The organism is Acinetobacter sp. TYF_19 (assembly GCF_043105125.1).
In the GTDB taxonomy this organism is placed as follows: domain Bacteria; phylum Pseudomonadota; class Gammaproteobacteria; order Pseudomonadales; family Moraxellaceae; genus Acinetobacter; species Acinetobacter johnsonii.
Genome location: NZ_JBICLH010000088.1, coordinates 56987 through 82362, shown reverse-complemented (window position 1 = coordinate 82362; position 25376 = coordinate 56987). Strand labels below are relative to the sequence as shown.

The window sequence follows — 25376 nt, the reverse complement described above, 5'->3', positions numbered from 1 at the left end:
TAAGGGGATGCCAATTGAAAAAACCCGTTTCTAAACTTTGCCTTGCGCTGACACTGGGTGTGTCAGTGTGGTACTTGGTGGGTTGCCAAACCGTGAATACGAAAGGTGATCCAAGTAAAGCAGTACAAGTTAGAACGCAGTTGGCGGCTGAATATATTAAGTCGAATGATTATGATGCTGCGAAACGTACATTGGATCAGGCATTAGACATCGACTCTCGTGATGCATCTGCAAATATGATGATGGGCGTGTTGTTACAGCGTGAAGGCAGTCCACAAAATGTGGAAAAGGCAGAGCGTTATTTTAAGCATGCAATTGCGGCTGAGCCAAAAAATGCACAGGCTCGTAACAACTACGGTACGTATTTATATCAAATTGGGCGTTATAATGACGCGATTGATCAACTTCGAGTTGCAGGTTCAACTTTAGGGTATGATCAACGTTATCGAGCATTGGAAAATTTAGGTCGTGCGTATCTACAAGTAGGTCGAGTGGCGGAAGCAGAAGCTGCTTTTAAACAAGCCCTACAGGTAAACTCAGGTGCCTATCTTGCCATGATCGAAATGGCGGAAATTTCATATTTACGTCAGCAAAATGCTGAAGCTACGCAGTACTATGTACAGTTTGTGCGAGCGGTTGGCGAGAAAAACTTAGATGCACGTGCGCTTTGGATTGGGATCCGAATTGCGCGAGCAAGTCATGACACGATGGGTTCGCAAGTACTGGTCAACCAGCTACGTGCATTGTATCCAGACAGTCAAGAATACAAACGTTATTTGCAATTACAGTACACTACTGAGGCCGTATGGAAGTAAATCCTAATTCACCACAATCGAATGGTTCTAGCAATGCTTTAGGAAATATCCAACGTCCGGGTGATTATCTTCGTCAAATTCGTATTACACAAAAACGTGAATTAAGCGACGTTGCCAAAGAGTTGAATATTCCACTCAAGACCTTAACTGCGCTTGAGCAGGACGAATATACAGCGCTTCCAGAAGCAACCTTCATTAAGGGTTACTATCGTACTTATGCGAAGTTCCTAAAAGTGGATGCTACTACGATTATTCAGCGTTTTGATGACATCTATGCCAATGATACGGGGCTATTGCCAAATCACGCATTGAATAATTCACCGATTAAAATCATGGGTAAATTACCCGGTTCTAACCGTGACCGTAACCGTAAATGGTTGAAACGTGGGCTGATTGCAATTGTTGTAATTGCGATTTTGGCAGCGTTGTTCGGTATGATTCAGAATTGGTCAGGCAGTACAGATGAGACTACGACTCCGCAGACGGAATCTGATGTACAAATCATCAATATGAATGGGGCTGCTGCAACCACAGGGGATCAGTTGAAGCTTGAGTTCAATCGTCCTACGTCTGTACATATTGTCGATTCAACTGGGAAAGTACTGGCAACAGGGCGTCAAGCCTCTACACTTGAGCTTGCGGGTGAGACACCTTTTCAAATTCGTATCGATGATGCCGCTGCTGTGTCACTCAGCTTAAATAATGAAAGTATTTCATTGTCACCATATACCGTCGGTGGAAAAGCAGATTTCCGCTTGTCACGTTAATGGGATCAAGGAAAAGCAATGATTGTAAATCCAATTAAACGCAAGCCTACTCGTAAGATTCGTGTAGGTTCAGTCTATGTCGGTGGCGATGCACCCATCAGCATTCAAAGTATGACCAATACTGAAACTTGTGATGTGGAAGCAACGCTGGCGCAAATTCAGCGCTGTGCAGATGTGGGTGCGGACATCATGCGTGTTTCTGTACCGACGATGGAAGCTGCAGAGGCTTTTGGTGAAATTCGTAAGCGTTCATCGGTACCGTTGGTTGCAGATATTCATTTTGACTACAAGATTGCACTGCGTGTTGCAGACTTGGGTGCGGACTGTTTACGGATTAACCCCGGGAATATTGGCTCTGAAGCTAAAATCCGTGAAGTGGTGGCTGCAGCGCGTCATAACGATATTTCTATGCGTATTGGGGTGAATGCAGGTTCACTGGAAAAAGATATTCAAAAGAAATACGGTGAGCCAACCGGTCAGGCATTGCTTGAGTCGGCGATGCGTCATATTGATATTCTAGACCGTTTAGATTTCCACGAATTCAAAGTCTCAGTGAAAGCATCCAATGTGTTTTTAACCATGGACGCTTACCGTCTACTTTCACAGCAAATTGATAATCCTTTACATCTGGGTGTGACAGAAGCTGGGATTTACCGTACAGGTTCAGTGAAGTCTGCGATTGCCTTGGGCGGTTTGTTGTTGGATGGCATTGGTGACACCATGCGTATTTCCTTGGCAGCGGAACCTGAAGAAGAGATTAAGATTGGTTTTGATATTTTAAAATCACTCAGTCTTCGTTCAAATGGCATTAACTTCATTGCTTGTCCAAGTTGTTCACGTCAAGAGTTTAACGTGATTTCAGTGATGCAAGCCTTAGAAGAGCGTTTAGAAGATATTCGTACCCCAATGGATGTGTCGGTGATTGGGTGTAAAGTGAATGGTCCGGGTGAAGCCAAAGAAGCCGATATTGGTGTAGTTGGTGCAAGTCCACGTTCACTGGTGTATCGTAATGGTGAAAAGAGCCATTTAATTGACACAAATCAGTTGGTTGACGAAATCGAAACGATGGTTCGTCAGCGTGTTTCAGAGCTTGAAGAAGCTAAATCTAAAGAGATCATCCGTAGTTCATCATGAGTTCAATTGTCGCAATCAAAGGTTTTAATGACATTCTTCCTACGCAAACACCAGCGTGGAGACGTCTTGAACAGCATCTCGCATCATTGATGGATGCGTATGGCTACCAGCAAATTCGTTTGCCTATTGTTGAGCAAACCAATTTGTTCAAACGTTCGATTGGTGATGCAACGGATATCGTTGAAAAAGAAATGTACACCTTCTTGGACAAAGGTAATCCGCCTGAGTCTTTGACTTTGCGTCCTGAAGGAACCGCAGGCTGTGTACGTGCCATGCTTGAGCATAACTTGCTTCGCGGTGCGACGCCTCGTGTCTGGTATATCGGGCCAATGTTCCGTTATGAAAAGCCGCAAAAGGGTCGTTACCGCCAGTTCCACCAATTTGGCGTGGAAACCTTTGGTGTGGCAACCCCAGATATGGATGCTGAGCTGATTTTGATGACAGCACGTCTGTGGAAACGCATGGGTGTAGCAGATAAAGTTAAACTTGAGTTGAATACTTTGGGTGAGTCTGATGAGCGTGCAGCTTATCGTGCGGCATTGGTGGAGTTCTTAGAATCACATAAAAATGATTTAGATGAAGATTCACAGCGTCGTTTAACCACCAACCCACTACGTATCCTTGACTCTAAAGATGCCAAAACTCAAGCCATTTTAGAAAATGCGCCGAAGTTGCATGACTTTATGGGGGAGGAGACACTACAGCACTTTGCAACTTTGCAGCAATATTTAACTGATTCAGGTGTGAGCTTCGTGATTAACCAAAAACTGGTGCGTGGCTTAGATTATTACAATAAAACTGTATTTGAGTGGACCACCACGCATTTAGGTTCACAAGGCACAGTGTGTGCGGGCGGTCGTTACGATGGCTTAGTGGGTCAGTTTAAAGGCAAGGCCGATCAGTCTGTACCTGCAGTTGGTTTTGCGATGGGCATGGAACGTCTGTTGTTGCTTGAACAAGTGGAAGACGCTACACCTGTACGTGACTGTGAAATGTTTTTGTTGGCAGATCCCGCTTCTCAAGGCAAAGCTTTGGTTCTTGCAGAACAAATTCGTAACCAGTTAGATGCTGCATCAAGCACGCTTCGTTTGAAAGTTGGATCACATGGTTCAATGAAGTCGCAAATGAAAAAAGCGGATCAGTCTGGCGCATTGTTTGCCCTCATTTTGGGTGAGCGCGAGGTGGAAGCTGCGCAGTTTGCCGTAAAAGAGTTGGCGACAGCTGAACAAACTTTGGTTGCGGTGGATGACATCGTGCCATTTATGATTGAAAAATTTTCTTCAAAATAAGCCAAAATATAAGGAAAGGGTAGTCACATGAGCGCATTAAGTGATGAAGAACAACTTGATAGTTTAAAGTCTTTCACTAAGAAATATGGTTCAGCCATTATTAGTGGGATTTTAATTGCGCTGATTGCCTTTTTTGGATGGCAATACTGGCAGAAGAAAACTTTGGCCGAGAACCAAATGAACACGGCTAAAGTTCAGCAATTGATGGATGAAGCACGTGCAACGCAAGGCGATGCATTTACAGCCTTGTCTGCAACTGCGGACAAAATTGTGAAAGAAGCCCCAGATTCGGCGCAGGCCATTCAAACGCAATTGTTGATGGCAAAGTTGGCCTATGACAAAGCGGATTATGCTAGTGCTGAAAAAGCGTTGAAGAAAGTTGAAAACTCGAAAGTGGATGACGACGGCTTAGTGCAAATTGTGAAATTGCGTTTAGCGTATGCACAATTGGCACAAAAGAAGTTTGATGATGCGATTAAAAACCTTGCATTGGTAAAAGATCCTGCTTTTAAAGCGACAGCCGATGAAGCTTTGGGTGATGTCTATGTGGCTAAAAACGACATCGATAATGCGAAAAAAGCCTACCAAAGTGCATGGGATCAGTTGGTTGAACGTAAACAAGAACGTCAAATTTTACAAATTAAACTCGAAAGTGTTGGTATTTTAGTTGATGATCCTGAAATCGAACGTCCACTTATAGAAACAGCAGCGGAAGAAACTGAATGAATAGAAAATACAAAATTTCGTGCGCATTAACCGTATTAACTTTAGCGCTTGCGGGTTGTGCAAGTAGCGGAAAAGTAGAAGAAGTTAAGCCGAATCCACTTCCAAAACTGACGCAGGCGAAAACTCTGACTCCTGTATTTTCTCAAAGTGTGTCTTCAACTTCGACTGCTGATCCTTTACGTTTACGCCTAGATGCAGACAACGGTGTAGTTTTTGCACTTGACCCTAAAGGTGTCGTAACGGCGTATCAAGGCAAACAAAAACTATGGCAGAAAGAAGTATCTAAAGCCGGTTTGAGTTCAGGCGTTGAAGCTGCCGATGGTCATGTCATTGTAGGTAACGCCAAAGGTCAATTGTTTGCTTTAGATCAGGCAACTGGTGAGCAAAAATGGACTGCACAATTAACAGGTGCACTTCTTGCACCATCATTGATTCAAGCTGGTCGTGTCATTTCTGTCAGTAATGATGGCACTGTTTTTGCGCATGATTTGGCAACAGGTCAGCAAGTGTGGACCTATAATTTACCGAATGTACAACTTAGCTTACGTGGTAATGCAGCGCCTGTTCCTGTCGATGCGCGTACAGTGCTAATTTCTTCAGCTAATGCCTATGTCTATGCTTTAGATGTGCTCACTGGCGTACCACGTATGCAGCGCCGTGTGGCTGTGTCGGATGGTCGTTCGGATATTCAACGTTTGAATGATGTTGATGGTGATCCTGTAGTGGCAGGTCAGTACTTGATTACGACCAGCTATCAAGGTCAAGTGACCATGACAGATTTGGCTTCACAGCAAGTGGTGTGGAGTGAAGATTCGAGTAGTACGCAGCGCCCTGAAGTGGTGGGTAATGGTGTATTCGTGGCACAAACTGACGGCAAGTTAGTGGCTTATGAAATTAGCACGGGTCAAAAGCTTTGGGAAAATGACAGCTTGCTGAACCGCCAATTGAGTAATCCAGTGATGTTGGGCCAAGACTTGATTGTCGGTGATCTAGATGGTGTATTGCATATGCTGAACCCTGCGACAGGTGAGTTGATCGGTCGTGCGAAGACGTCTGGAGAAGTGCGTACTTTACGTGTGATTGATGATCAGCTCTATGTTGCGACACGAAAGGGTGCATTAAGCATTTGGCAGAATCGTTAATTCTGTTCGACTTATGTTAAACTAGTCGAAATTCGTATTTTTTTAAATTCCTCGGGGTGTTTGCTTAGTCAAAACCCCGAGTTTTTATTCAGGTTTTTCACCTAATTTTCTTCCAGTTTCTGATGTTCAGACCAGTCTCACTGGCTGATCTTGAATAAAGGTTAATCTATGAAACCCGTAATTGCGCTCATTGGTCGTCCGAACGTCGGAAAATCAACGCTATTTAACCAGATCACCAAAAGCCGAGACGCGCTTGTTGCTGACTTTGCCGGTCTGACTCGTGACCGTAAATATGGTGATGCTGTATTTCAAAATAAGTCTTTCATTGTGGTTGATACTGGTGGTATTGGCGAAAATGAAGGCGGTATCGACTCTTACATGGCGGAACAGTCTAAAACAGCCATTAATGAAGCCGATATTATTGTCTTCGTAGTCGATGCACGCGCAGGCCTGCTCGCATCGGATGAGCAAATTGCGCGTGAGCTGCGTACACTTGGTAAGAAAGTTTACCTTGTAGCGAATAAAGTTGATGGTGTACATGCCGAAGCTGCACTTGTTGAATTTTACAAGTTGGGTATGGGCGAACCTATGCAAGTGGCTGCGAGCCATGGTCGTGGTGTACAGCAAATGCTTGAAGATGTGCTTTCAAGTGTGCCTGAAGATGAAGATGCAGATGAGCACGACAAAAACACTGGCTTACGTTTAGCGATTATTGGTCGTCCAAACGTTGGTAAATCGACGCTAGTGAACCGTTTGTTGGGTGAAGAGCGTGTAGTTGCATTTGACCAACCGGGGACAACCCGCGACTCGATCTATATCCCGTATGAACGTGATGGCCGTCAGTACACCTTAATCGATACTGCGGGTGTGCGCCGTAAAGGTAAAGTCGATGAAATGATTGAGAAGTTCTCAATTGTGAAAACGCTACAGGCGATTAAAGATGCCCATGTCATTGTGGTTGTTCTTGATGCACGTGAAGGTGTGGTTGAGCAAGATCTACATTTGATTGGTTACGCGCTTGAAGCGGGCCGTGCGATGGTGATCGCGATTAACAAATGGGACAATATGTCTGAGTATGATCGCAAACAATGTAAGTTGGATGTTGATCGTCGCTTTGACTTTATTCCTTGGGCGAAAGTGCATTTGATTTCTGCATTGCATGGTACGGGTGTGGGGGATCTATATCCATCGATTCACCGTGCTTATGATTCGTCACATTTGAAAGTTTCTCCTGCAAAAATCACACAAATTTTAAGTGATGCTACGGATGCGCACCAACCGCCAATGGTCGGTGGTCGCCGTATTAAAATGCGTTATGCCCATATGGGTGGACAAAATCCACCTACGATTGTGGTGCATGGTAACAAAGTTGATAAAACGCCTGCGGATTATCGTCGTTATTTAGAAAACGTATTCCGTAAAGTGTACAAACTTGAAGGTACGCCAGTACGTATTGAGTTTAAAACCTCTGAAAACCCATTTGAAGGACGTAAATCACAGGTGGATGAACGTACAGCAGCGCGTAAGCGTCGTTATGTTCAGAAATTTAAGAAAGCTGAGAAGAAATTCAAACGCTAATCAGGCATTAAGGTTTTGATGCTGAAAAGCCCAAAGTGATCTTTGGGCTTTTTTATTTTATGATGAATGAAACTATGATAGGAAGGCAAAGTGGCAAGGACAATACGTGTTGAGCTGAAAAAGATTGAGGACATTGTGCTGGTGGATCACAACCTGTCACGTGTTGAGCAAATTGCACAGCGAAAACAAGCCATTTATCAATATCGCAATCAATGCTTATCCGAACAACGGCAGATGATTGTGGATGATCACTCCATTGCGTTGAGTGAGACAGGTAAACCTTATTTGCTTGATCAGCCTTCCTTTCATTTTAATCATAGTCACAGCCAAGATTACTATGCTTTAGCTACCAGTGAGTGGATGCAAGATTTAGGCGTGGACGTGGAAGAATTAAGCCGAAAAGTACGCTTTGAGGCTTTGGCTAAACATGCTTTTCACGTAGAGGAACTTCGCGTGTGGCACGAGTTTGATCAGGACAAAGCATACTGGTTTAAGGTCTGGACCACCAAAGAAGCGGTGCTTAAAGCCTCGGGTTTAGGCATTCGTTTAAACTTAAATGAACTGAACACTCAAGCACATCCAACGCATAATGGCGGCATGTGTAGTCATCCGCTGATTGGGAGTTTTGCCTATCAAAATTTTGAGTTGGGAGATGTGATGTTGACCGTGGCTTGGCGGGCAGAACAGTCCTGCCGTGGCTATGCGTTGCCTCAGATTGAGCTGGTACAACACCTTCTCACCGACATAAAAAAGCCTCTCGATTGAGAGGCTTTCTTTTTCACACTATGGTGTGCATTTATGGAATTTCATTTTCTTCTTCAAACTCAGGCTTCACTTGAACAATGAAGTCTTGACGGTTTAAGCCACGCCATAAAGCAAAAGCTGTACCGATGTAGATTGAAGAGTAGGTACCCACAAAGACGCCCACAAACATTGCAACGGAGAACCATTTAAGGCCATCACCACCGAGGATCATCATCGAGATCACCACCAACAATAAAGTCATTGAGGTGTGAATGGTACGACGTAGGGTCTCAGTTAAAGCGATGTTGACGATCTCTAAAGGCGAAGCGCCACGAATCTTACGGAAGTTTTCACGAATACGATCCGAAACGACAATGTTGTCATTCAATGAGAAACCAATCAGAGCCAGAATTGCAGCCAATACAGTTAAGTCAAATGGCCACTGCATCATGGCAAAAATACCGATGGTGACCACCACGTCATGGAACAAAGACAGTACAGCACCCATCGCCAGTTTGAATTCAAAGCGAATCGTTACGTAGACCAACATCAGCAGTAACGCTAAAGCCACAGCACCCGCTGAGCGAATGTAGAGTTCATTCCCGACTTGTCCACCCACCACATCAACTTTGTTAACTGAAGCAGAGTTACCCGGTAGCTGTACAGCTTGGGTAATGCTTTTGGTTAAGTCTTCTGCGGCTGTGTCTTCTTGTACAGGCATACGCACAATCAAATCACGATCTGAACCAATGGTTTGTACCACAGGGTCATGAAAGCCAGCTTTGGTCAGTGCAGCAGAGACATCGGCCGACTTCACGGGTTTGCTATAGTTCAATTCGGCAGAAATACCACCAGTAAAGTCCAAACCTAAGTTAAGACCCTTGGTGAAAATAAAGAATAGGCTGCCGATGGTTAAGACAATAGAAAGAATAGCTGCAGGCAGCGCAATCTTCATAAAATCAATCACACGTTCATCATCTGGACGGCCGTATTTTTTTGAATCTTGTTGAGTCACATCAGTCATCATCGATCTCCTTATATGCTCAACTTTTTCAAGTTACGTTTTTTGCCATAAATGAGCTGTACAATCGCACGTGTTACTGTAATAGCAGTAAACATAGAGCAGATAATACCGATCATTAAGGTCACAGCGAAGCCTTTAATTGGGCCTGTACCGATAGCAAATAGGATAAACGCAACCAAGAACGTGGTTAAGTTTGAGTCGAAAATGGTGTTATAAGCACGGTCATAACCCGCCACAATGGCTTGTTTGGGTGATGCTCCCCACTTCATTTCTTCACGTATTCGCTCACAGATCAAGACGTTGGCATCGACCGCCATACCAATGGTAATCACGATACCCGCAATACCCGGCAGGGTGAGGGAAGCACCAATCCAAGACATGACGGTTAGAATCATGGCTAAGTTGAAGACCAAGGCAAAGTTAGCAATTAAGCCAAAGAGACGGAAGAACACCACCATCCAGATCGCGACTAGTAAGAAGCCGATTTGAGTTGATAGCACACCTTTATCAATGTTTTCTTGACCGAGGCTTGGCCCCACTACACGTTCTTCAACAAAGTACATTGGCGCAGCAAGTGCACCAGCACGTAGCATTAGTGCAAGTTCAGACGCTTCTTGAGGTGAATCTAGACCCGTAATACGGAATTGAGAGCCGAGGACTGCTTGAATAGTTGCAGCATTAATCACGACAGACTCTGCATAGGGTGTACGGACTTCGGTTTGCGCACCAGTCGCAGGATCGGTGATATAGCTAATACGTTGTTTATTTTCAATGAACAACACAGCCATACGCTTACCCACCGCATTACGGGTTGCATCGGCCATCAGTTTGCCACCTGCTGTGTCTAAGGTAATGTTTACCTCAGCACCGCCAGTGTCTTGGCTAAAGCCACTTGATGCGTTTTGAACACGTTCACCCGTTAAAATACGGTTACGGTTTAAAAGTAATTCACGTCCGCTGTCTAAAGACTGATATGCAAAAAGTTCGGTTCCTGGTGGAAGCGGTTGACCATTGCTCTTGCCCGTATAAGGGTCAATCACTTGGTCATTTTGGTCAGAGACCAAACGGAACTCTAGGTTTGCTGTACGACCCAAGACACGTTTTGCTTCAGCAGTGTCTTGAACACCTGGAAGCTCAACCACGATGCGGTTACTACCTTGTGTTTGTACCAAGGCTTCTGCCACACCTAACTCGTTAATACGGTTACGTAAAGTAGTTAAGTTTTGGTTCACTGCATAAGATTGAATTTCTTGGCGGCGAACATCGGTATAGGTTAAACGTAAGGTTGAACCTGTCGCAGTTGCGACCGCTTGCTGATTAAACTCATTACCATTGCTACGTAAGTAGTCTTGAGCCGCAGTGCGATCATCGTTGTTGGCGAACTGAACGGTAATGGTGTTGTTGTTTAATGCAAGGCTGTTAAATTTAATTTTGTTGTCACGGAACTGACGACGTAAATCAGTCGCAGAGGTTTCCATGCGCTGAGCAATCGCTTTATCCATATCCACTTCTAATAAGAAGTGAACACCACCACGTAAGTCCAGACCGAGCTTCATTGGTTTTGCACCAATTTTTTGTAGCCACTCTGGCGTGGTTGGCGCCAAGTTTAACGCGACAACATAGTCATCACCAAGGCCACGACGTAACGCTTCTTTGGCTTTTAATTGTGCTTCGCTAGAGTCAAGACGTAACAGTGCAGCATTATTGCTAAAACTGTTGTCATGGCTTGAGATACTTTCAGATTTTAAAATCTGCTCTGCTTTTTGTACGATGCTTTGGTCAATTTGGGTACCAGCTTTGGCACCAGAAATTTGAACCGCAGGCTCATCCGGATACAAACTAGGCAGGGCATATAATGTACTGATCGTCAAAACCACGAGAATCAGTAGATATTTCCATGCTGGGTAACGCATTTGTTTTCTTCTTAAAATGAAAAAAGTCGTGCGGATGCACGACTAATTTTTTTGATTAAAGGTTATTTAATGTGCCTTCAGGAAGAACTGAAATCACACTTGCGCGTTGAATTTTTACGTCTACACCGCGGCTCAGTTCAACCACTGCAAAGTCACCTTCGAGTTTAGTGATTTTACCCATTAAGCCACCAGCAAATACCACTTCGCTGCCTACGCCAAGACTTTCAACCAAAGAGCGGTGCTCTTTGGCACGTTTTGCTTGAGGGCGCCAAATTAAGAAATAGAAGATTGCAATAAAAACAGCAATCATCAATAAGTTTGCGACCATACTTGGTTGTTGTGCAGCTTCACCCGCTGCGTGAGCTGTAGAAATAAAAAGGCTCATTTCAAATTCCTAAACTAAAAAAACGGTGACCAACGAATTGATCATAAATAGACTTGTTCTGCAATTTACCTTGTCTTTTTACCAAGCGCAAATGCTCACAACAATTAATCTTGGGGGCAAGGTGGAACTTCTAAACCACGACGTGCATAAAAATCTTCAACAAAGGCATCAAAGCGATCATTATCCAATGCATCACGAATGTCTTGAGTAAAGCGTTGGTAGTAACGTAAGTTATGAATAGTACCGAGCATTGAACCTAGCATCTCGCCACATTTTTCCAAATGGAATAAGTACGCGCGAGTAAAGTTTGTACAGGTATAACAGTCACAGTGTGGATCAAGCGGACTTTGATCATGACGGTATTTACTGTTACGGATTCGCACTAAACCGTCGGTCACAAAATAATGTCCATTTCGGGCATTACGTGTAGGCATGACACAGTCAAACATATCGACGCCACGGCGGATGCCTTCTACGATGTCTTCAGGTTTACCCACGCCCATTAGGTAGCGCGGTTTGTCTGCTGGCATTTTTTCTGGAAGGTAATCCAGCACTTTAATCATTTCTTCTTTCGGTTCACCGACGGACAGACCACCAATCGCATAACCGTCAAAACCCACTTCAAGCAAGCCTTTTAAAGACTCATCACGTAAGTCTTCATACATACCGCCTTGAATAATGCCGAATAGCGCATTTTTATTTTCAAGCACATCATGATGCTGAGTCTTACAACGCTTTGCCCAACGCAATGACAATTGTAGCGACTTTTGCGCTTCTTCATGCGTTGCAGGATAAGGCGTACATTCGTCAAAAATCATCACGATGTCTGAGTTCAATGTATGTTGGATTTCCATTGAGATTTCAGGAGACAAAAATACTTTAGAACCGTCAATTGGAGAGCGGAACGTTACGCCATCTTCTTTAATTTTACGCATCGCGCCCAAACTGAAGACTTGGAAGCCGCCAGAATCGGTCAGAATGGGCTTATCCCACTTCATGAATTTATGCAGACCGCCGTGCTCTTTAATCACTTCAAGGCCAGGGCGTAGGTAAAGATGGAAGGTGTTACCTAAAATAATTTGCGCTTTGATGTCTTCAATATCACGCGGGAGCATGCCTTTAACCGTACCATAAGTACCGACAGGCATGAACACTGGGGTTTCAACCACACCGTGCTCTAAAGTTAAACGACCACGACGGGCGCGACCCGACTGACCTAATTTTTCAAACTTCATAAAATATCCTGAACAAGAGCAAAGCACTGCTCTGCTTGCAGTGCAAGAGCGAAAAAACAGTTCGCCGCTAAAAGGAGGCTATTTTCCTTGATTATGCAAATAAACACCAGTGTTGTAACACTTTTAACGCAAAGCTCTTCTGTACGAAATTGTGTGCGGTGACAACGGTTTTGATTTGAGTATGTTGGGGAGAGTGAGAGATGAATTGCCGTGGCATAGCAAGCGATAGGTGCCAGAAGTGAAGTAAATGTAGATATTAAAAAAGACACTCATTTTGAGTGCCTTAGATGTGTTATTTGTGTAAAAGCGATCTTTTAGTTGAAATTGGGGCGGTAATCAAAATTTTGCAGCGCAGCAGCGTCACGGAATGGACGCACAGCTTTTTTACCGACAGTCATGGTGTTTACAATGTTGTTGGGAAAGATTTGAATGTGGTTGTTAAACAGTTCGACATTGCGGTTAAAGATGCTGATCGCAGCACCGACATTTTCGTTTTGCTCTTCAATTTCATTCATCATCTTTAGATAAATATCATTGGCTTTGAGTTCAGGGTAGTTTTCAACCACAACATTGAGGCTACGCATCAGCTCTTGGTTTAATGCTTCGATACGCTGTAGCTGATTGACATCTGTATTGTTTAAGTTCAGGTTGAGAATGTTCTGACGGAGCTCAGTAACTTTTTCCAAGGTGCCTTTTTCAAAGTTGGAGTATTGTTCGACCAGTGGCTCTAAACCATCTAGAATTTTTATTTTTTGACGCTCATAGGTTGCTACATCCGACCATGCGCGAATGGTTGCATTGTGGTGTCGCACAATATTATTGCGAATGACGATCACGCCAAACACGATTGCAATAATAATCAAGAAGAAAATCAATAGCCCCATACACTCCTCAAATGGCAAAATGTCATTATTTTAAAAATTGTGTTAGATCAGATTCTAAGCGCTCTAGATAAGGTAATTTAAAAGTGCGTAAGTGTCCACGTAATGTCGAAATGTCATTGATTTTTTTTGCTTTGCTGGATATTTCAAACAGGTTCTGTGGGCTGATATAGCACAAGATATTTTTTTCAGGATGAAAAAGTAAATCGCCTTCACGTGAACGGAAAAAATCGGCAGTACGCAGTACAAATGCAGGGGAGAGAAGTTTGGCCATCTGCATTTGGTCAGTACCAAAAAATTTGAGTTTTTGGTTAATCTGAATATCACTGCTATGCCATGGAAAACTATAAGGGTAATAGAATTTTTTATTGTATGCGGTAATCGCGAGTCCTTGCGTGGGTACCTCAAAGACAAAACATCCCCATAAGTCTTTATGCACTTCTTTAACTTTTAACTCATTGCCATCTTTATCACGCACGCGAATTTCATCGACAAAGTGGTATTGAAACAGCAAAACCTGATGTTGTTGTCCTGCTTCATCCTGCCAAGTGGTACTGGCGTAATAAGGGATATCATTGCTGATGGTGCCTTGATTAAAAATTGGAAACAGCTGTTTGAGATGGGCAATAAAAAATGCAGGTTGTAGGGCCACGCCAATATGCTGCGGAGGGCTAAACTCGTTGAGCTGGTATTTTTTATGAATAATTTGTTTTTCGAGATAGTCGGTGATCTCTTCAAGCGGATCATCTTGCTCATAACTTAAATAGGCCCAAAGCAGACAGCCTAAGCCGAATAAAAAGCTGAATAAGGTCCAAATGTGCTCTCCGGCAAAGAACACTGGCAAAATAAAAAAAATGCCGACTATTCCAAGTAGAATAGGCAGCACATTTTCAAATTTCAGAGTAATCGGGGCGTTCCAAGGGTGCAGTCGGTCAAGAATATCTTGTACGGAATCTGCCCCTCGGCCGATGTCCCAAAGCCTGTCGATATTATCAAACACAATTTTATTCTTTTTACGTCGAATATGAATGGAATGTTTGATCGTATCGATAGGCATGTGAGGTTCTTATTTGGGTTGAAGTTGGTCAACTAACATGGCATCGCCATAACTAAAGAAGCGATACTGGTTGGCTACCGCATGTTGATAAGCTGCCAAAATATTATCACGATTTGACAGCGCTGAAACCAACATCAAGAGGGTCGATTCAGGCAGATGGAAGTTGGTGATAAGACGATCCACCACTTTGAACTCATAACCTGGGTAGATAAAAATTTGGGTGTCTCCAGTCCAAGCTTTCAGTTCACCATCATGTGCCTGCGCTGCACTTTCAACCGCACGTGTCGCTGTCGTTCCGACAGAAATGACTTTATTACCACGCGCTTTGGTTTGACGAATAAGCTCAACTGAATGCTCAGGAACATCACACCATTCACTATGCATAATGTGATTGGCAATGTCATCGGTACGTACAGGCATAAAGGTACCAGCACCCACGTGTAAAGTGACAAAAGTTTTCTGAATACCTTTGGCTTCAAGTTGATCCAACAGCTTTTGGTCGAAGTGTAAGCTTGCGGTAGGTGCAGCGACACTGGCTAACTTGGTTGGATCATTAAATACTGTTTGATAACGCTCGGTATCAATGGCTTCAGCTTCACGGTTGAAGTAGGGAGGGATCGGAAGTTGTCCGTATAAATCCAGCACCGTTAAAATTGGCTGGGAAAACTCCACAATAAATAAATTTTCATGACGACCTAGTACCGTGACTTTAACGGCATCTGGGCCAATAAAGAGCTCAGCGCCTGCTTTGGGTGTGTTACTAGCTTTGATGTGGCAGTGTGCAATAAATCCATCTTGCATGCGTTCTACCAGAACCTCGACAGCTCCACCGCTGGCACGTTTGCCTTTGAGGCGTGCTTTCATCACTTTGGTGTCATTTAAGACCAGTAAATCACCTGCATCGAGCAAATCTAAAATGTCGGTGAATTGAAAGTCATGATGCTGACCTTGAGCATCGAGGTGTAATAGTCGAGAAGCACTGCGTGTGTCTAAAGGATAACGGGCAATGAGTTCATCAGGGAGGTCGAAATTAAAATCAGAAAGTTGCATGATGGGAAAGCAGCGTCAAAATAAGGGAGGTCAAAATTGCGCTTAGTATATGCGTTTTTGCAGAAAAACGCTGAAATTGCACAAATATAAAGCTAAAAAATCAAATATGACTTAAAAATAGCCAGTCATCACCAACTTACGTTGACAAGTTTTTCAAAAAGTTTAATATACGCATCAACACCTTCCCGAGGTGGTGAAATTGGTAGACGCGGCGGACTCAAAATCCGCTGTCAGAGATGACGTGTCGGTTCGAGTCCGACCCTCGGGACCAAGATATTAAAAAACCCAAGCATATTCAGTCTTGGGTTTTTTATTGCCTGAAATTTAAGATTTGAATCAAATCACCATAAAACATTACAGATGGCTTAGAGCAATTGAATGTTTGGTGTGGGTTTGCTTAATTATGTCTTCATATGATGAACTCAAAATTTTGTTTTAATCCTTCTGATAAATAACGAGTTTTCAAAAAGAGAAAGTAGTCACAAGATAAAATTCTGAAATAATTAATTTTTTTGTTAAATGCCACGCTTGTATTGTTGTATTTTTATATTGTTTTAATGTTGAAAATTTGCTAATAAATACAAGTAAATAATAGGTTTGTGCCGAAAATCACAAAGATGAGGCAGAAATGGGTATTCAATTGCTAGATATCGGGTCTGATACAGAACAGTTAAGTGCTTGTCACTTATCTTTATTGTTGGGCGTGAACAGTAATGACAATAAAATTAAGAGCTTTCTCAAATTTGCGCGAAAAATTTTAGGTGCACATGCCGCAATTTTAACGTTTAGCAATGAACCTTATAGTTGGTATGCGGGCAAACACGCATTCAATGCTTTTCAGTTACCCGCTGCAGCCAATTTTGCTACTCATTTTGAAGGGGATAGCACGATTGATACCTTACATCGCCATTATCATCATCTTTCTCAGCAGGTGAGTGCTCTAGGCTTTGAGCATCGCCGTATCATCGCATTGGATTTAAAGGCATCGGATAAATCTGTAGGGCAAGTGATTTTCTTTGATGAGCAGTTGGAAGCTTTTACGCAAGATGCTGTAGAAAATGTCTATGAACTGGCCTCTGGGTTTCTTAATCTGCTGCATTTGCGTATGGAAAATGCCGAGCTCAAAGAGTTGTATGAACAACAAGTGGCTATGAATGTCAGTAAAACCAAATTTTTCCAAATTATTGCACATGACTTAAGGGCGCCTTTTCATGGCTTAATTGGTTTCTCGGAAGTGTTGGCTGAAGAGCGCAAAAGTTTGGATGAGTCTGGTGTGCAAAGCATTGCAGATTATCTGCATGATACCGCGCAATCGGCTTATAGCTTGTTAGAGAGCCTACTGAATTGGGCGATGGCAGAGGGTGGGCGCTTTGTTTATCACCCCATCCATTACAAGCTTAAGCAGTCCTCTCAAATCGTTTTTGATGTGTTGCATGCGTTGGCTATCAATAAAAATATTCAACTGATTGACCGTGTCCCCGATGATTTAAAAATTTTTGCAGATATCAATATGGTGACCTCAGTGATCCAAAACTTGGTCTCAAATGCGCTGAAATTTACCCATATGCATGGCGAAGGTGTTGTGACGATTGATGCCAAACAGCGTGATGATTTTATCGATATCTACATTCAAGATACGGGTCTAGGTATGACCTTGGGGCAAATCGAATCTTTGTTTGAACCGAAACTAACTGTTAGTTTTAAGGGGACAGCTGGGGAGAAAGGTACGGGGCTAGGTCTGGTGTTGTGTAAGCGTTTTGTTGATTTGAATAAAGGTGAAATTTCAGTCACATCGAAAGAAGGTGTCGGTTCAACTTTTATCGTCAGCCTGCCCCGTTCGAACAGCGCACATCAAGCATTGTCACTCGAGGCATCCCAACAAGAATTTAGTGAATAATCATACTTTTCTTATAAAATAATTCGCCTAATCTCATGATCTGCTGTTATAAATAACCAAAACAATCCGAAAGAGTCGATCATGAATGCTGAGCAATTGCAAAAGACATTGCGCGCAAGTCAATATGCGGAACAAGTCCTATCTATACATCAGGTTTATCTTGAACAAGATTATGCAATTGATCAATTTTCTCAGCCATTGACCACCGAACAAATTTTCGATGTCGTTCAAAACACCTTAAAAGACATCAGTGATGAAATCACGTGGATGAGCACCATCCGAATTTTACGTGCGCGTTTAATGTTTCGCTGGATTTGGCAGGATGCCAATCAATTGATCGATGTGATGACGCTAACGCGTGAGTTATCTGATTTTGCCGATGCAGCCATTTGTGTGGCAAAAGCGTTTGCCTTAGCGCCATTGGTGGCTAAACATGGTCAGCCTGTGGGCTATAACCATAAAATTCAAGATTTAATTGTGGTTGCGATGGGGAAGCTTGGCGCACAAGAGTTGAACCTGTCCAGTGATATCGACTTGATTTTTGCTTTTGATGAGCAAGGTGAAACTGATGGTCGTAAATGCATCGACGTACAACAGTTTTGCATTTTGTGGGGTCAGAAACTCATTTACTTGTTGGACCATATCACGGCTGATGGTTTTGTATTCCGTGTGGATATGCGCTTACGTCCTTGGGGCGATGGTTCTGCACTGGCCATTAGTCATGCTGCGCTGGAGAAGTATTTAAGCCAGCATGGGCGCGAGTGGGAGCGCTATGCGTGGATTAAGGCGCGGATTGTGACGGGGGGCAAAGAGGGGGATGAGTTGTTGGACATGACTCGTCCTTTCGTGTTCCGTAAGTATGTCGATTACACCGCTTTTGAAGCCATGCGCGAAATGAAAGCCATGATTGAGCGTGAAGTATTACGCCGTAATATCGAAGATGATATTAAGTTAGGTGCGGGCGGTATCCGTGAAGTCGAATTTATTGTACAGGTGTTTCAGCTAATTTATGGTGGGGCAAAGTTAGAATTACAAGACCGTCAATGTTTAGTCAGCTTACATCATTTGGGTGAAGTGGGTTTATTGGATGGGCAAGCAGTCAGTGAGCTGGAAGATGCCTACTTATTTCTGCGCCGTGTAGAACATGCAATTCAAGCTCTAAATGATCAACAAACCCAGTCTTTGCCATCGGAACCAGAACTTAGACAAAGGATGATTGACACCTTGGGTTTTGTCAGTTGGGATGCATTTATTGAGCACTTAAACCAAAAGCGCGCCAAAGTCATTTACCAGTTTGAGCATTTAATTAAAGAAAAAGAACATGACCCTTTCGTAGAAAGCTTTAGTCAGTTAGAAGCGCGTTTAAATGAGGTGTTGGATGCGAATGCAAAAAACCTCATTCATGAATTTTGGAATGGTCATGCGCTGAAAAAACTGCCTGCAAAAGCGGTGCAGCGTTTAAAAATGTTTTGGCCGCATTTGATTGAAGCGATTTTACAGTCAGATAAGCCGCAAGCCGCGTTGCTTCGCCTCATGCCTTTGGTCGAGTCTGTGATGCGGCGCACCGTATATTTGGTCATGTTGATTGAGAGTAAAGGGGCGTTACAGCGCTTGGTGAAAATGGCAACCGTAAGTCCATGGATTTGTGAAGAATTGACCCATTATCCAGTGCTCTTGGATGAATTTTTGTCCATGGACTTTGAACTGCCGCGCCGTCAAGATTTGGAAGATTCGTTGCGTCAACAGTTGCTTCGCATTGAGCTTGATGACGTTGAGGATTTGATGCGTGTGCTGCGCCTATTTAAAAAATCCAATGTTTTGGCAGTTGCGGCTAGTGATGTTTTGGCTGAAAGTCCGTTGATGAAAGTATCCGATGCTTTGACCGATATTGCAGAAGTTTCGGTCAGTACAACTTTAAATTTAGCCTATCAAATGACGGCAAAAAAGCATGGTTATCCGCTCGATGTTGAAGGACAGCGCTGTTCGATCGATCATTTGGCATTTGCTGTTGTAGGTTATGGCAAAGTTGGTGGGATTGAGCTGGGTTATGGCTCGGACTTAGATCTGGTCTTTATTCATTATATGGATGAGCAAGCCGATACTGATGGGTTGAAGTCAATCAGTGGATTCGAGTTTGCAATGCGTGTTGCACAGAAATTTATGTCGTTGATGACCACGCAGACCCTCGATGGTCGGGTTTATGAAATCGATACACGCTTACGCCCATCGGGTGAAGCGGGGGTGTTGGTCACCAGTTTAAAAGCCTTTGAGCAATATCAGTTGAAAAATGCATGGGTCTGGGAGCATCAAGCATTGGTGCGTGCTCGTTCGATTGCGGGTGAGCCAAGTTTGCGTGATAAGTTTGAAGCATTGCGCTGTCGGATTTTGACGCAGCCACGAGATGAAGAAAATGTACGCGCAGAAGTGCTGAAGATGCGTCAAAAAATGAAAGACCATTTGGGTTCTTCTAAAGAACAACAAAAAGATGGAATTTTTCATTTAAAACAAGACGCAGGTGGTATCGTCGATATCGAATTTATGGCACAGTATGCTGTGTTGGCATGGAGTGGATCTCATCCAGATCTTGCCCATTATTCCGACAATGTACGAATCCTTGAAGATGCCGCAAAAGCCAGTTGCTTATCCAGTGACGATGCGACTGCATTGATTCAAGCTTATCTCAGTGAACGAGCCGAGAGCCACCGTTTAGCCCTTGCGAATCAATCCATGCAAGTAAATGCTGCGGACTGGCGCGATACCCGAGTGATCGTTTGCAAATTATGGCAAAGATTAATTGATCCAAGCTCAATCGTGAGCATTGGGTAACATGACTGTGTATATAAATTTGGAGTGTGTGTCATGAATTTGGCTGATCGTGATGGTTTTATTTGGCAAGATGGACAATTGGTTGACTGGCGTGAGGCAAAAACTCACGTACTAACACATACCTTGCACTACAGCATGGGTGTGTTTGAAGGTGTCCGTGCCTATGAAACACCGAATGGCACGGCTATTTTCCGTTTAAAAGAACACACTAAGCGTTTATTGAACTCTGCAAAAATTTATCAAATGAAAGTCCCATTTGATCAAGCAACACTAGAGCAAGCTCAAATTGATGTGGTTCGTGAAAATAAATTAGCGTCTTGCTACTTGCGTCCAATTATTTTTATTGGTTCTGAAAAATTAGGTATTGCTGCAACAGACAATACGATTCATGCGGTGGTTGCTGCGTGGAGCTGGGGTGCGTACCTTGGTGACGAAGCAATGGCGAAAGGTATTCGTGTGAAGACCTCATCATTTACTCACCATCATCCAAACGTGACGATGTGTAAAGCAAAAGCGTCAGGTAACTATACCTTGTCGATTTTGGCTCACCAAGAGGTGGCGCATTCAGGTTATGATGAAGCAATGTTGCTCGATCCTCAAGGTTATGTATGCCAAGGTTCTGGCGAAAACGTCTTCTTGGTGAAAGATGGTGTTTTACATACGCCAGATATCGCGGGTGGTGCGCTTGATGGTATTACACGTCAAACCATTATTACCATCGCAAAAGACTTGGGCTATGATGTGGTTGAGCGTCGTATTACACGCGATGAATTCTATATTGCAGATGAAGCATTCTTTACAGGTACAGCTGCAGAAGTGACGCCTATTCGTGAATATGATGACCGTGAAATCGGTTCAGGTACGCGTGGTCCTATTACTGAACAAATTCAAACCACATTCTTTAATGCGGTTAAGGGTAAAGACCCGAAATACGCACACTGGTTAACTTATGTAAAATAAGTAATTAGGTGGAAAAGGGCTCTTCGGAGCCCTTTTTTGTTGGTCTTCAGTTTAGTCATCGATACCGAAAATATCTCGAGTGTAGAGTTTATTTTGGACGTCATTTAGTTCTGATGTTTGACGATTGCTAATAATTAAGTCAGCTACTTGCTTAAATTTTTTTAGATCGCGAATAACTTTACTATTAGCAAATTTTTTTTCTGAAATATTTGGCTCGTAAATAATCACCTTGATGCCTTGCGCCTTAATTCGGCGCATAATCCCTAAAATTGCGGATGAGCGGAAATTATCAGATCCTGATTTCATGACCAAACGGTAGATGCCAACCACTTTGGGATTTTTATGAATAATCGTTTCAGCAATGAAATCCTTGCGGGTTCTATTTGCATCTACAACTGCTTGAATTAAGTTACTTGGGACTTGCTCATAATTTGCTAAAAGTTGTTTAGTGTCTTTAGGAAGGCAATATCCGCCATAGCCAAAAGAAGGGTTGTTGTAAAACTTTCCAATACGCGGATCAAGACACACGCCATCAATAATTTGACGAGTATTTAAATCAAAAACTTGAGCATAGGTGTCAAGTTCATTGAAATAAGCAACACGCATGGCGAGATAAGTATTGGCAAATAATTTGATAGCCTCTGCTTCAGTCGAATGAGTAAATAGTACAGGGCAGTCTTTTTTAATAGCACTATTAAGAAAGAGTTGTGCTAATGTTTCAGCACGTTCCGATTGCTCTCCTATAATAATTCGAGAAGGATAAAGATTATCCTGAAGTGCTTTGCCTTCACGTAAGAATTCAGGTGAAAAAATAATATTGTTTGTGTTAAATCGCTGTCGCATTCTTTGTGTAAAGCCGACAGGCACTGTTGATTTAATGATGATGGTCGCAAGCGGGTTAGTGAGTTGGATGTCGTGAATGACTTGCTCCACACTTGAAGTATCAAATTGATTGGTGATGGGGTCGTAATTGGTGGGTGTTGCAATGAGAATAACCTCAGCATTGATGTAACTGTCTATTTTATTTGATGTTGCTTTAAAATGAATGTTGTCATTTTCTAGGAATAATGAGATGTCTTTATCTTGAATTGGGGAGATTTTTTGATTTAACTGATGAATACGATTTTCATCGATATCAAATGCAGTGACACAGTGCTGTTGCGCTAAGATCAAAGCATTAGAGAGTCCAACATAGCCTAAACCGACCACTGTAATTTTCATTCTGTTGATTCTGAATTATTTTATAATACGGTGCAGGAGCAAGATGTCACGTAAATGAACAATACATTTCAGTTTAGTTACCGTGTAATTACTGGGGATTTTATGGCTCTAATCTTCAATCAAACCTAGACTATGTTATGATGCGAAGTACTATGTAGATCGGTAATTTCAAGCATGTCTGTACATGAAAATGATGACGTTTTAAATACGACAGAGCAACAAAATCAGAATATTGTGCTGTGTATGAAGTGGGGAACCAAATATGGTTCGGACTACGTTAATCGCTTGTATAACATGGTAAAACGCCACACTACTATTGACTTTAAAATGGTGTGTTTAACTGACCGTACCGATGGCATTGATCCTGCTGTACAGTGTTTTCCTATTCCTCCATTAGCACTTCCAGAGGGAAGCCCTGAACGTGGCTGGAATAAATTGTCTACGTTTGAGCCAGATCTTTATGGTTTAAAAGGCAATGCGCTCTTTTTAGACTTGGATGTCGTGATTGTTGATAACATCGATAGTTTCTTTACCCATTCTGGGGATTTTCTGATTATTCATGACTGGAAGCGTCCTTGGCGTATTACGGGGAATAGTTCAGTTTACCGTTTTAAGTTGGGTGCTTTTCCAGGATTGATGCCATATTTTCGTGAGCATTTTGATGAAATTCGTCAAAAGTTCCGCAATGAGCAAGCTTATTTGTCTTGGTATGTCGATCAAGAGAAAAAGCTCTCTTACTGGCCTGACAGTTGGTGTAAAAGTTATAAGTATCATTGCTTGCAAAAAATACCTTTGGCGTACTTTAAAGCACCCGTAAAACCCGAAGGTGCAAAAATTATTGTTTTCCATGGGGAAATTAATCCACCTGATGCAGTAAATGGTGGTGGTGGCAAGTGGTATCGTTACGTCTTGCCATCAGATTGGATTAAAGAGGCTTGGCATTAAAAACCCAATGTTGGTTTACTTTTGATTAGAAAATTATGAAAAAACTAGATTTTGTTATTGCTTGGGTTGATGGAAGTGATGAAAATCATCGATTGAAACGTCAACAATTTCAACCTGAAAATGTTGTAAAAGGTGCAGCGGAAGACACTCGATTTGCCCATAATGATGAAATCTATTTTTCGATTGCTTCAATTCTGAAATATGTTCCGTATTGTGGAACGATTTACATTATAACTGATCACCAACAGCCGAGTTTTGTTGGGGAGTTTGAAGCGCAGGGGCTATGTCGCTCTGGTCAAATTCAAGTGGTTGATCATCAAGAAATATTTAGAAATTACCAACAGTATTTACCTACTTTCAATTCACTTACAATTGAAACGATGCTTTGGAATATTCCAAATTTATCGCAATATTTCATTTATTTAAATGACGATTTTTTCTTTAATGCACCATCTAAAATCAGTGATTTCTTGCTCGATGATTATATTAAGATTTATGGGCACTGGTCTAATAATTTATTAGTTAAAACTAAATTTAATATACGTAAAGGGTTGAATAAATATTTTGCTAAACCCTTAGCGCCTAAATATACGGTTGCTCAGATGTTGAGTGCGGAGTTGTGTGGGATGAGCCGCTATTTTGAGATTCATCATCGACCACATGTTTTAGATAAAATATTATTTCAAAAATACTTTGAAGCCCATCCATCTGTTTTAGAAAAGCAAATTTCCTATCGTTTTCGTAGTGCCTTACAGTTTTTACCTGTAGGGCTCAATAATCATTTAAAAATTAAGTACAAACAAGCTGAGCTTTTTAATGATATCGAAATTGCATATTTGAAAAATGAAACATCAATTGAATTATTTTTAAAAAATTTGAATAATTCTAATGTTAAATTTGGTTGTATCCAAAGTTTAGATCAATTTGAAGAGAAACAATTTCAAAAAATATCATCAGCTTTGAATTTGAAATTTAAAGACTATTTACCTAAATCTATTGCTTTTAAGAGTCCATCATGAAAGTTGTTACTTATTTGATTAATTTGGATGGCAGTCAAGAACGACTTGAGCGAGCAACGCAGCAGCTGAATCAAGTCAACTGGCCTTTTGAGCGCTTTTCTGCAGTCGATGGTCGTGGTAAAGATTTAACTGAATTTGCAAACTACGATGATCAAGGGGCGAACGACGTACTCGGTCGCAGATTGATGAATTCAGAATTGGGCTGCTATTTAAGTCATTATGGCTGTGCGGAACAATTTTTAAGTACGGATGCTGATTATTTGGTGGTACTTGAAGATGATATGAAAATCAACCAAGACTTCAAAGACAAACTTGATGGTGTGATTGAGTATCTCGATCAGCATAAAGAGCTGGATTGGTATCTGATTAATATTGCAGCCAAAAAGAAAAAACTGAGCAAAGATATTACGAATATTGATGGCATGAGTTTATGGCACGCTTTTTATTTTCCTATTCGTGGTCTCGGTTTAGTTTGGTCGCGCAAAGGTGCAGAAGCATTTATACAAGCAGGAAAATCAATGACCATGCCTGTTGATATTTTTTTCCAAACCTGGCTCAGTAAAAATGGTAAAGGTTTGAGTGTATGGCCAGCCTTGGTAAGGCCCGCTGGTTTAGACAGTGATATTTTGGGAACTGTAGCCGCACAAGGAATTTCTCGTAAAGAAAAAGAAGGTCGAAGCTTTTCTTATGGGATTAAAAAACAAAAACGAATGTGGCGCGACAAATTTTATGCAGTGAAGCATAAGTATTTGTAATTGTCCTAAGGTG

General features: G+C 42.3%; 22 protein-coding genes and 1 tRNA gene. 15 read left to right on the top strand and 8 right to left on the bottom strand.

Going from position 1 to position 25376, the window contains the following annotated elements; all coding sequences use genetic code 11:
* Positions 1–14: 14 nt before the first annotated feature.
* The 8 genes from pilW (at position 15) to ACF8FD_RS15785 (ending at position 8216) form a co-directional block, all read left to right on the top strand.
* The gene (pilW, locus tag ACF8FD_RS15820; RefSeq protein ID WP_234304488.1) at positions 15–815 is read left to right on the top strand and encodes a type IV pilus biogenesis/stability protein PilW; all 801 of its coding nucleotides are present in this window, start codon (positions 15–17) and stop codon (positions 813–815) included.
* The gene (locus tag ACF8FD_RS15815; protein WP_151836404.1) at positions 806–1582 is read left to right on the top strand and encodes a helix-turn-helix domain-containing protein; all 777 of its coding nucleotides are present in this window, start codon (positions 806–808) and stop codon (positions 1580–1582) included. The genes pilW and ACF8FD_RS15815 overlap by 10 nt, the downstream gene beginning before the upstream one ends.
* An 18-nt stretch (positions 1583–1600) precedes the next feature.
* A complete protein-coding gene (ispG, locus tag ACF8FD_RS15810) occupies positions 1601–2716 on the top strand; it encodes a flavodoxin-dependent (E)-4-hydroxy-3-methylbut-2-enyl-diphosphate synthase (protein ID WP_004697677.1) in 1116 nt (371 codons plus the stop codon).
* On the top strand, positions 2713–4005 hold the full coding sequence (gene hisS / locus ACF8FD_RS15805) for a histidine--tRNA ligase (protein ID WP_279678807.1): 1293 nt from the start codon (positions 2713–2715) through the stop codon (positions 4003–4005). The genes ispG and hisS overlap by 4 nt, the downstream gene beginning before the upstream one ends.
* A gap of 27 nt (positions 4006–4032) precedes the next feature.
* Positions 4033–4731, top strand: coding sequence for a tetratricopeptide repeat protein (locus ACF8FD_RS15800; RefSeq protein ID WP_234304490.1), 699 nt, complete (start codon positions 4033–4035; stop codon positions 4729–4731).
* Positions 4728–5873 (top strand): outer membrane protein assembly factor BamB, encoded by a 1146-nt coding sequence (gene bamB, locus ACF8FD_RS15795; RefSeq protein ID WP_058870298.1) that lies wholly within the window; start codon positions 4728–4730, stop codon positions 5871–5873. The genes ACF8FD_RS15800 and bamB overlap by 4 nt, the downstream gene beginning before the upstream one ends.
* 168 nt (positions 5874–6041) lie before the next feature.
* Complete coding sequence (der, locus tag ACF8FD_RS15790; RefSeq protein WP_004697684.1) at positions 6042–7451, top strand: ribosome biogenesis GTPase Der; 1410 nt, start codon at positions 6042–6044, stop codon at positions 7449–7451.
* A gap of 90 nt (positions 7452–7541) precedes the next feature.
* Entirely contained in the window at positions 7542–8216 is a 675-nt protein-coding gene (locus ACF8FD_RS15785) for a 4'-phosphopantetheinyl transferase superfamily protein (RefSeq protein WP_171519361.1), read from the top strand.
* Positions 8217–8247: 31 nt separating this feature from the next.
* On the opposite strand, the gene secF is transcribed toward ACF8FD_RS15785, so the two are convergent.
* The 7 genes from secF to queA all read right to left on the bottom strand — a co-directional run bounded on the left by secF (position 8248) and on the right by queA (position 15740).
* A complete protein-coding gene (gene secF / locus ACF8FD_RS15780) occupies positions 8248–9222 on the bottom strand; it encodes a protein translocase subunit SecF (protein ID WP_234304491.1) in 975 nt (324 codons plus the stop codon).
* 8 nt (positions 9223–9230) lie between these two features.
* Positions 9231–11132 (bottom strand): protein translocase subunit SecD, encoded by a 1902-nt coding sequence (gene secD, locus ACF8FD_RS15775; protein WP_058870295.1) that lies wholly within the window; start codon positions 11130–11132, stop codon positions 9231–9233.
* 55 nt (positions 11133–11187) lie between these two features.
* Positions 11188–11517: a preprotein translocase subunit YajC gene (gene yajC, locus ACF8FD_RS15770; protein ID WP_004697692.1), complete on the bottom strand. Its 330-nt coding sequence runs from the start codon at positions 11515–11517 to the stop codon at positions 11188–11190.
* A 104-nt stretch (positions 11518–11621) separates the two neighbouring features.
* Positions 11622–12752, bottom strand: coding sequence for a tRNA guanosine(34) transglycosylase Tgt (gene tgt, locus ACF8FD_RS15765; RefSeq protein ID WP_234304492.1), 1131 nt, complete (start codon positions 12750–12752; stop codon positions 11622–11624).
* Between the two features lie 314 nt (positions 12753–13066).
* Positions 13067–13636 carry a LemA family protein gene (locus tag ACF8FD_RS15760; RefSeq protein ID WP_234304493.1) on the bottom strand — a complete coding sequence of 190 codons (570 nt, stop codon included), beginning with the start codon at positions 13634–13636 and terminating at the stop codon, positions 13067–13069.
* A gap of 25 nt (positions 13637–13661) precedes the next feature.
* Entirely contained in the window at positions 13662–14690 is a 1029-nt protein-coding gene (locus tag ACF8FD_RS15755) for a hypothetical protein (protein WP_234304494.1), read from the bottom strand.
* Between the two features lie 9 nt (positions 14691–14699).
* On the bottom strand, positions 14700–15740 hold the full coding sequence (queA, locus tag ACF8FD_RS15750; protein ID WP_234304495.1) for a tRNA preQ1(34) S-adenosylmethionine ribosyltransferase-isomerase QueA: 1041 nt from the start codon (positions 15738–15740) through the stop codon (positions 14700–14702).
* Positions 15741–15924: 184 nt separating this feature from the next.
* Here queA and ACF8FD_RS15745 point away from each other — a divergent pair.
* From ACF8FD_RS15745 to ACF8FD_RS15730, 4 genes are all read left to right on the top strand, one after another.
* A tRNA-Leu gene (locus tag ACF8FD_RS15745) sits at positions 15925–16011 on the top strand.
* A gap of 357 nt (positions 16012–16368) precedes the next feature.
* Positions 16369–17637, top strand: a complete 1269-nt coding sequence (locus tag ACF8FD_RS15740) for a sensor histidine kinase (protein ID WP_392453567.1) — start codon at positions 16369–16371, stop codon at positions 17635–17637.
* A gap of 81 nt (positions 17638–17718) precedes the next feature.
* Positions 17719–20463, top strand: coding sequence for a bifunctional [glutamate--ammonia ligase]-adenylyl-L-tyrosine phosphorylase/[glutamate--ammonia-ligase] adenylyltransferase (glnE, locus tag ACF8FD_RS15735; protein ID WP_392453566.1), 2745 nt, complete (start codon positions 17719–17721; stop codon positions 20461–20463).
* Between the two features lie 33 nt (positions 20464–20496).
* A complete protein-coding gene (locus ACF8FD_RS15730) occupies positions 20497–21423 on the top strand; it encodes a branched-chain amino acid transaminase (RefSeq protein ID WP_004983545.1) in 927 nt (308 codons plus the stop codon).
* A gap of 51 nt (positions 21424–21474) precedes the next feature.
* Here the strand turns inward: ACF8FD_RS15730 and ACF8FD_RS15725 are convergent, their stop codons facing one another.
* Positions 21475–22644 carry a nucleotide sugar dehydrogenase gene (locus ACF8FD_RS15725; protein WP_279678800.1) on the bottom strand — a complete coding sequence of 390 codons (1170 nt, stop codon included), beginning with the start codon at positions 22642–22644 and terminating at the stop codon, positions 21475–21477.
* 174 nt (positions 22645–22818) lie between these two features.
* On the opposite strand from ACF8FD_RS15725, the gene ACF8FD_RS15720 reads away from it, so the two are divergent.
* From ACF8FD_RS15720 to ACF8FD_RS15710, 3 genes are read left to right on the top strand one after another with little or no spacing between them, the layout of a single operon-like run.
* Positions 22819–23589 carry a glycosyltransferase gene (locus ACF8FD_RS15720; RefSeq protein WP_279678798.1) on the top strand — a complete coding sequence of 257 codons (771 nt, stop codon included), beginning with the start codon at positions 22819–22821 and terminating at the stop codon, positions 23587–23589.
* 35 nt (positions 23590–23624) lie between these two features.
* Positions 23625–24608, top strand: a complete 984-nt coding sequence (locus tag ACF8FD_RS15715; protein ID WP_058870288.1) for a Stealth CR1 domain-containing protein — start codon at positions 23625–23627, stop codon at positions 24606–24608.
* Entirely contained in the window at positions 24605–25363 is a 759-nt protein-coding gene (locus tag ACF8FD_RS15710) for a glycosyltransferase family 25 protein (protein WP_078425684.1), read from the top strand. The genes ACF8FD_RS15715 and ACF8FD_RS15710 overlap by 4 nt, the downstream gene beginning before the upstream one ends.
* Positions 25364–25376 lie beyond the last annotated feature (13 nt).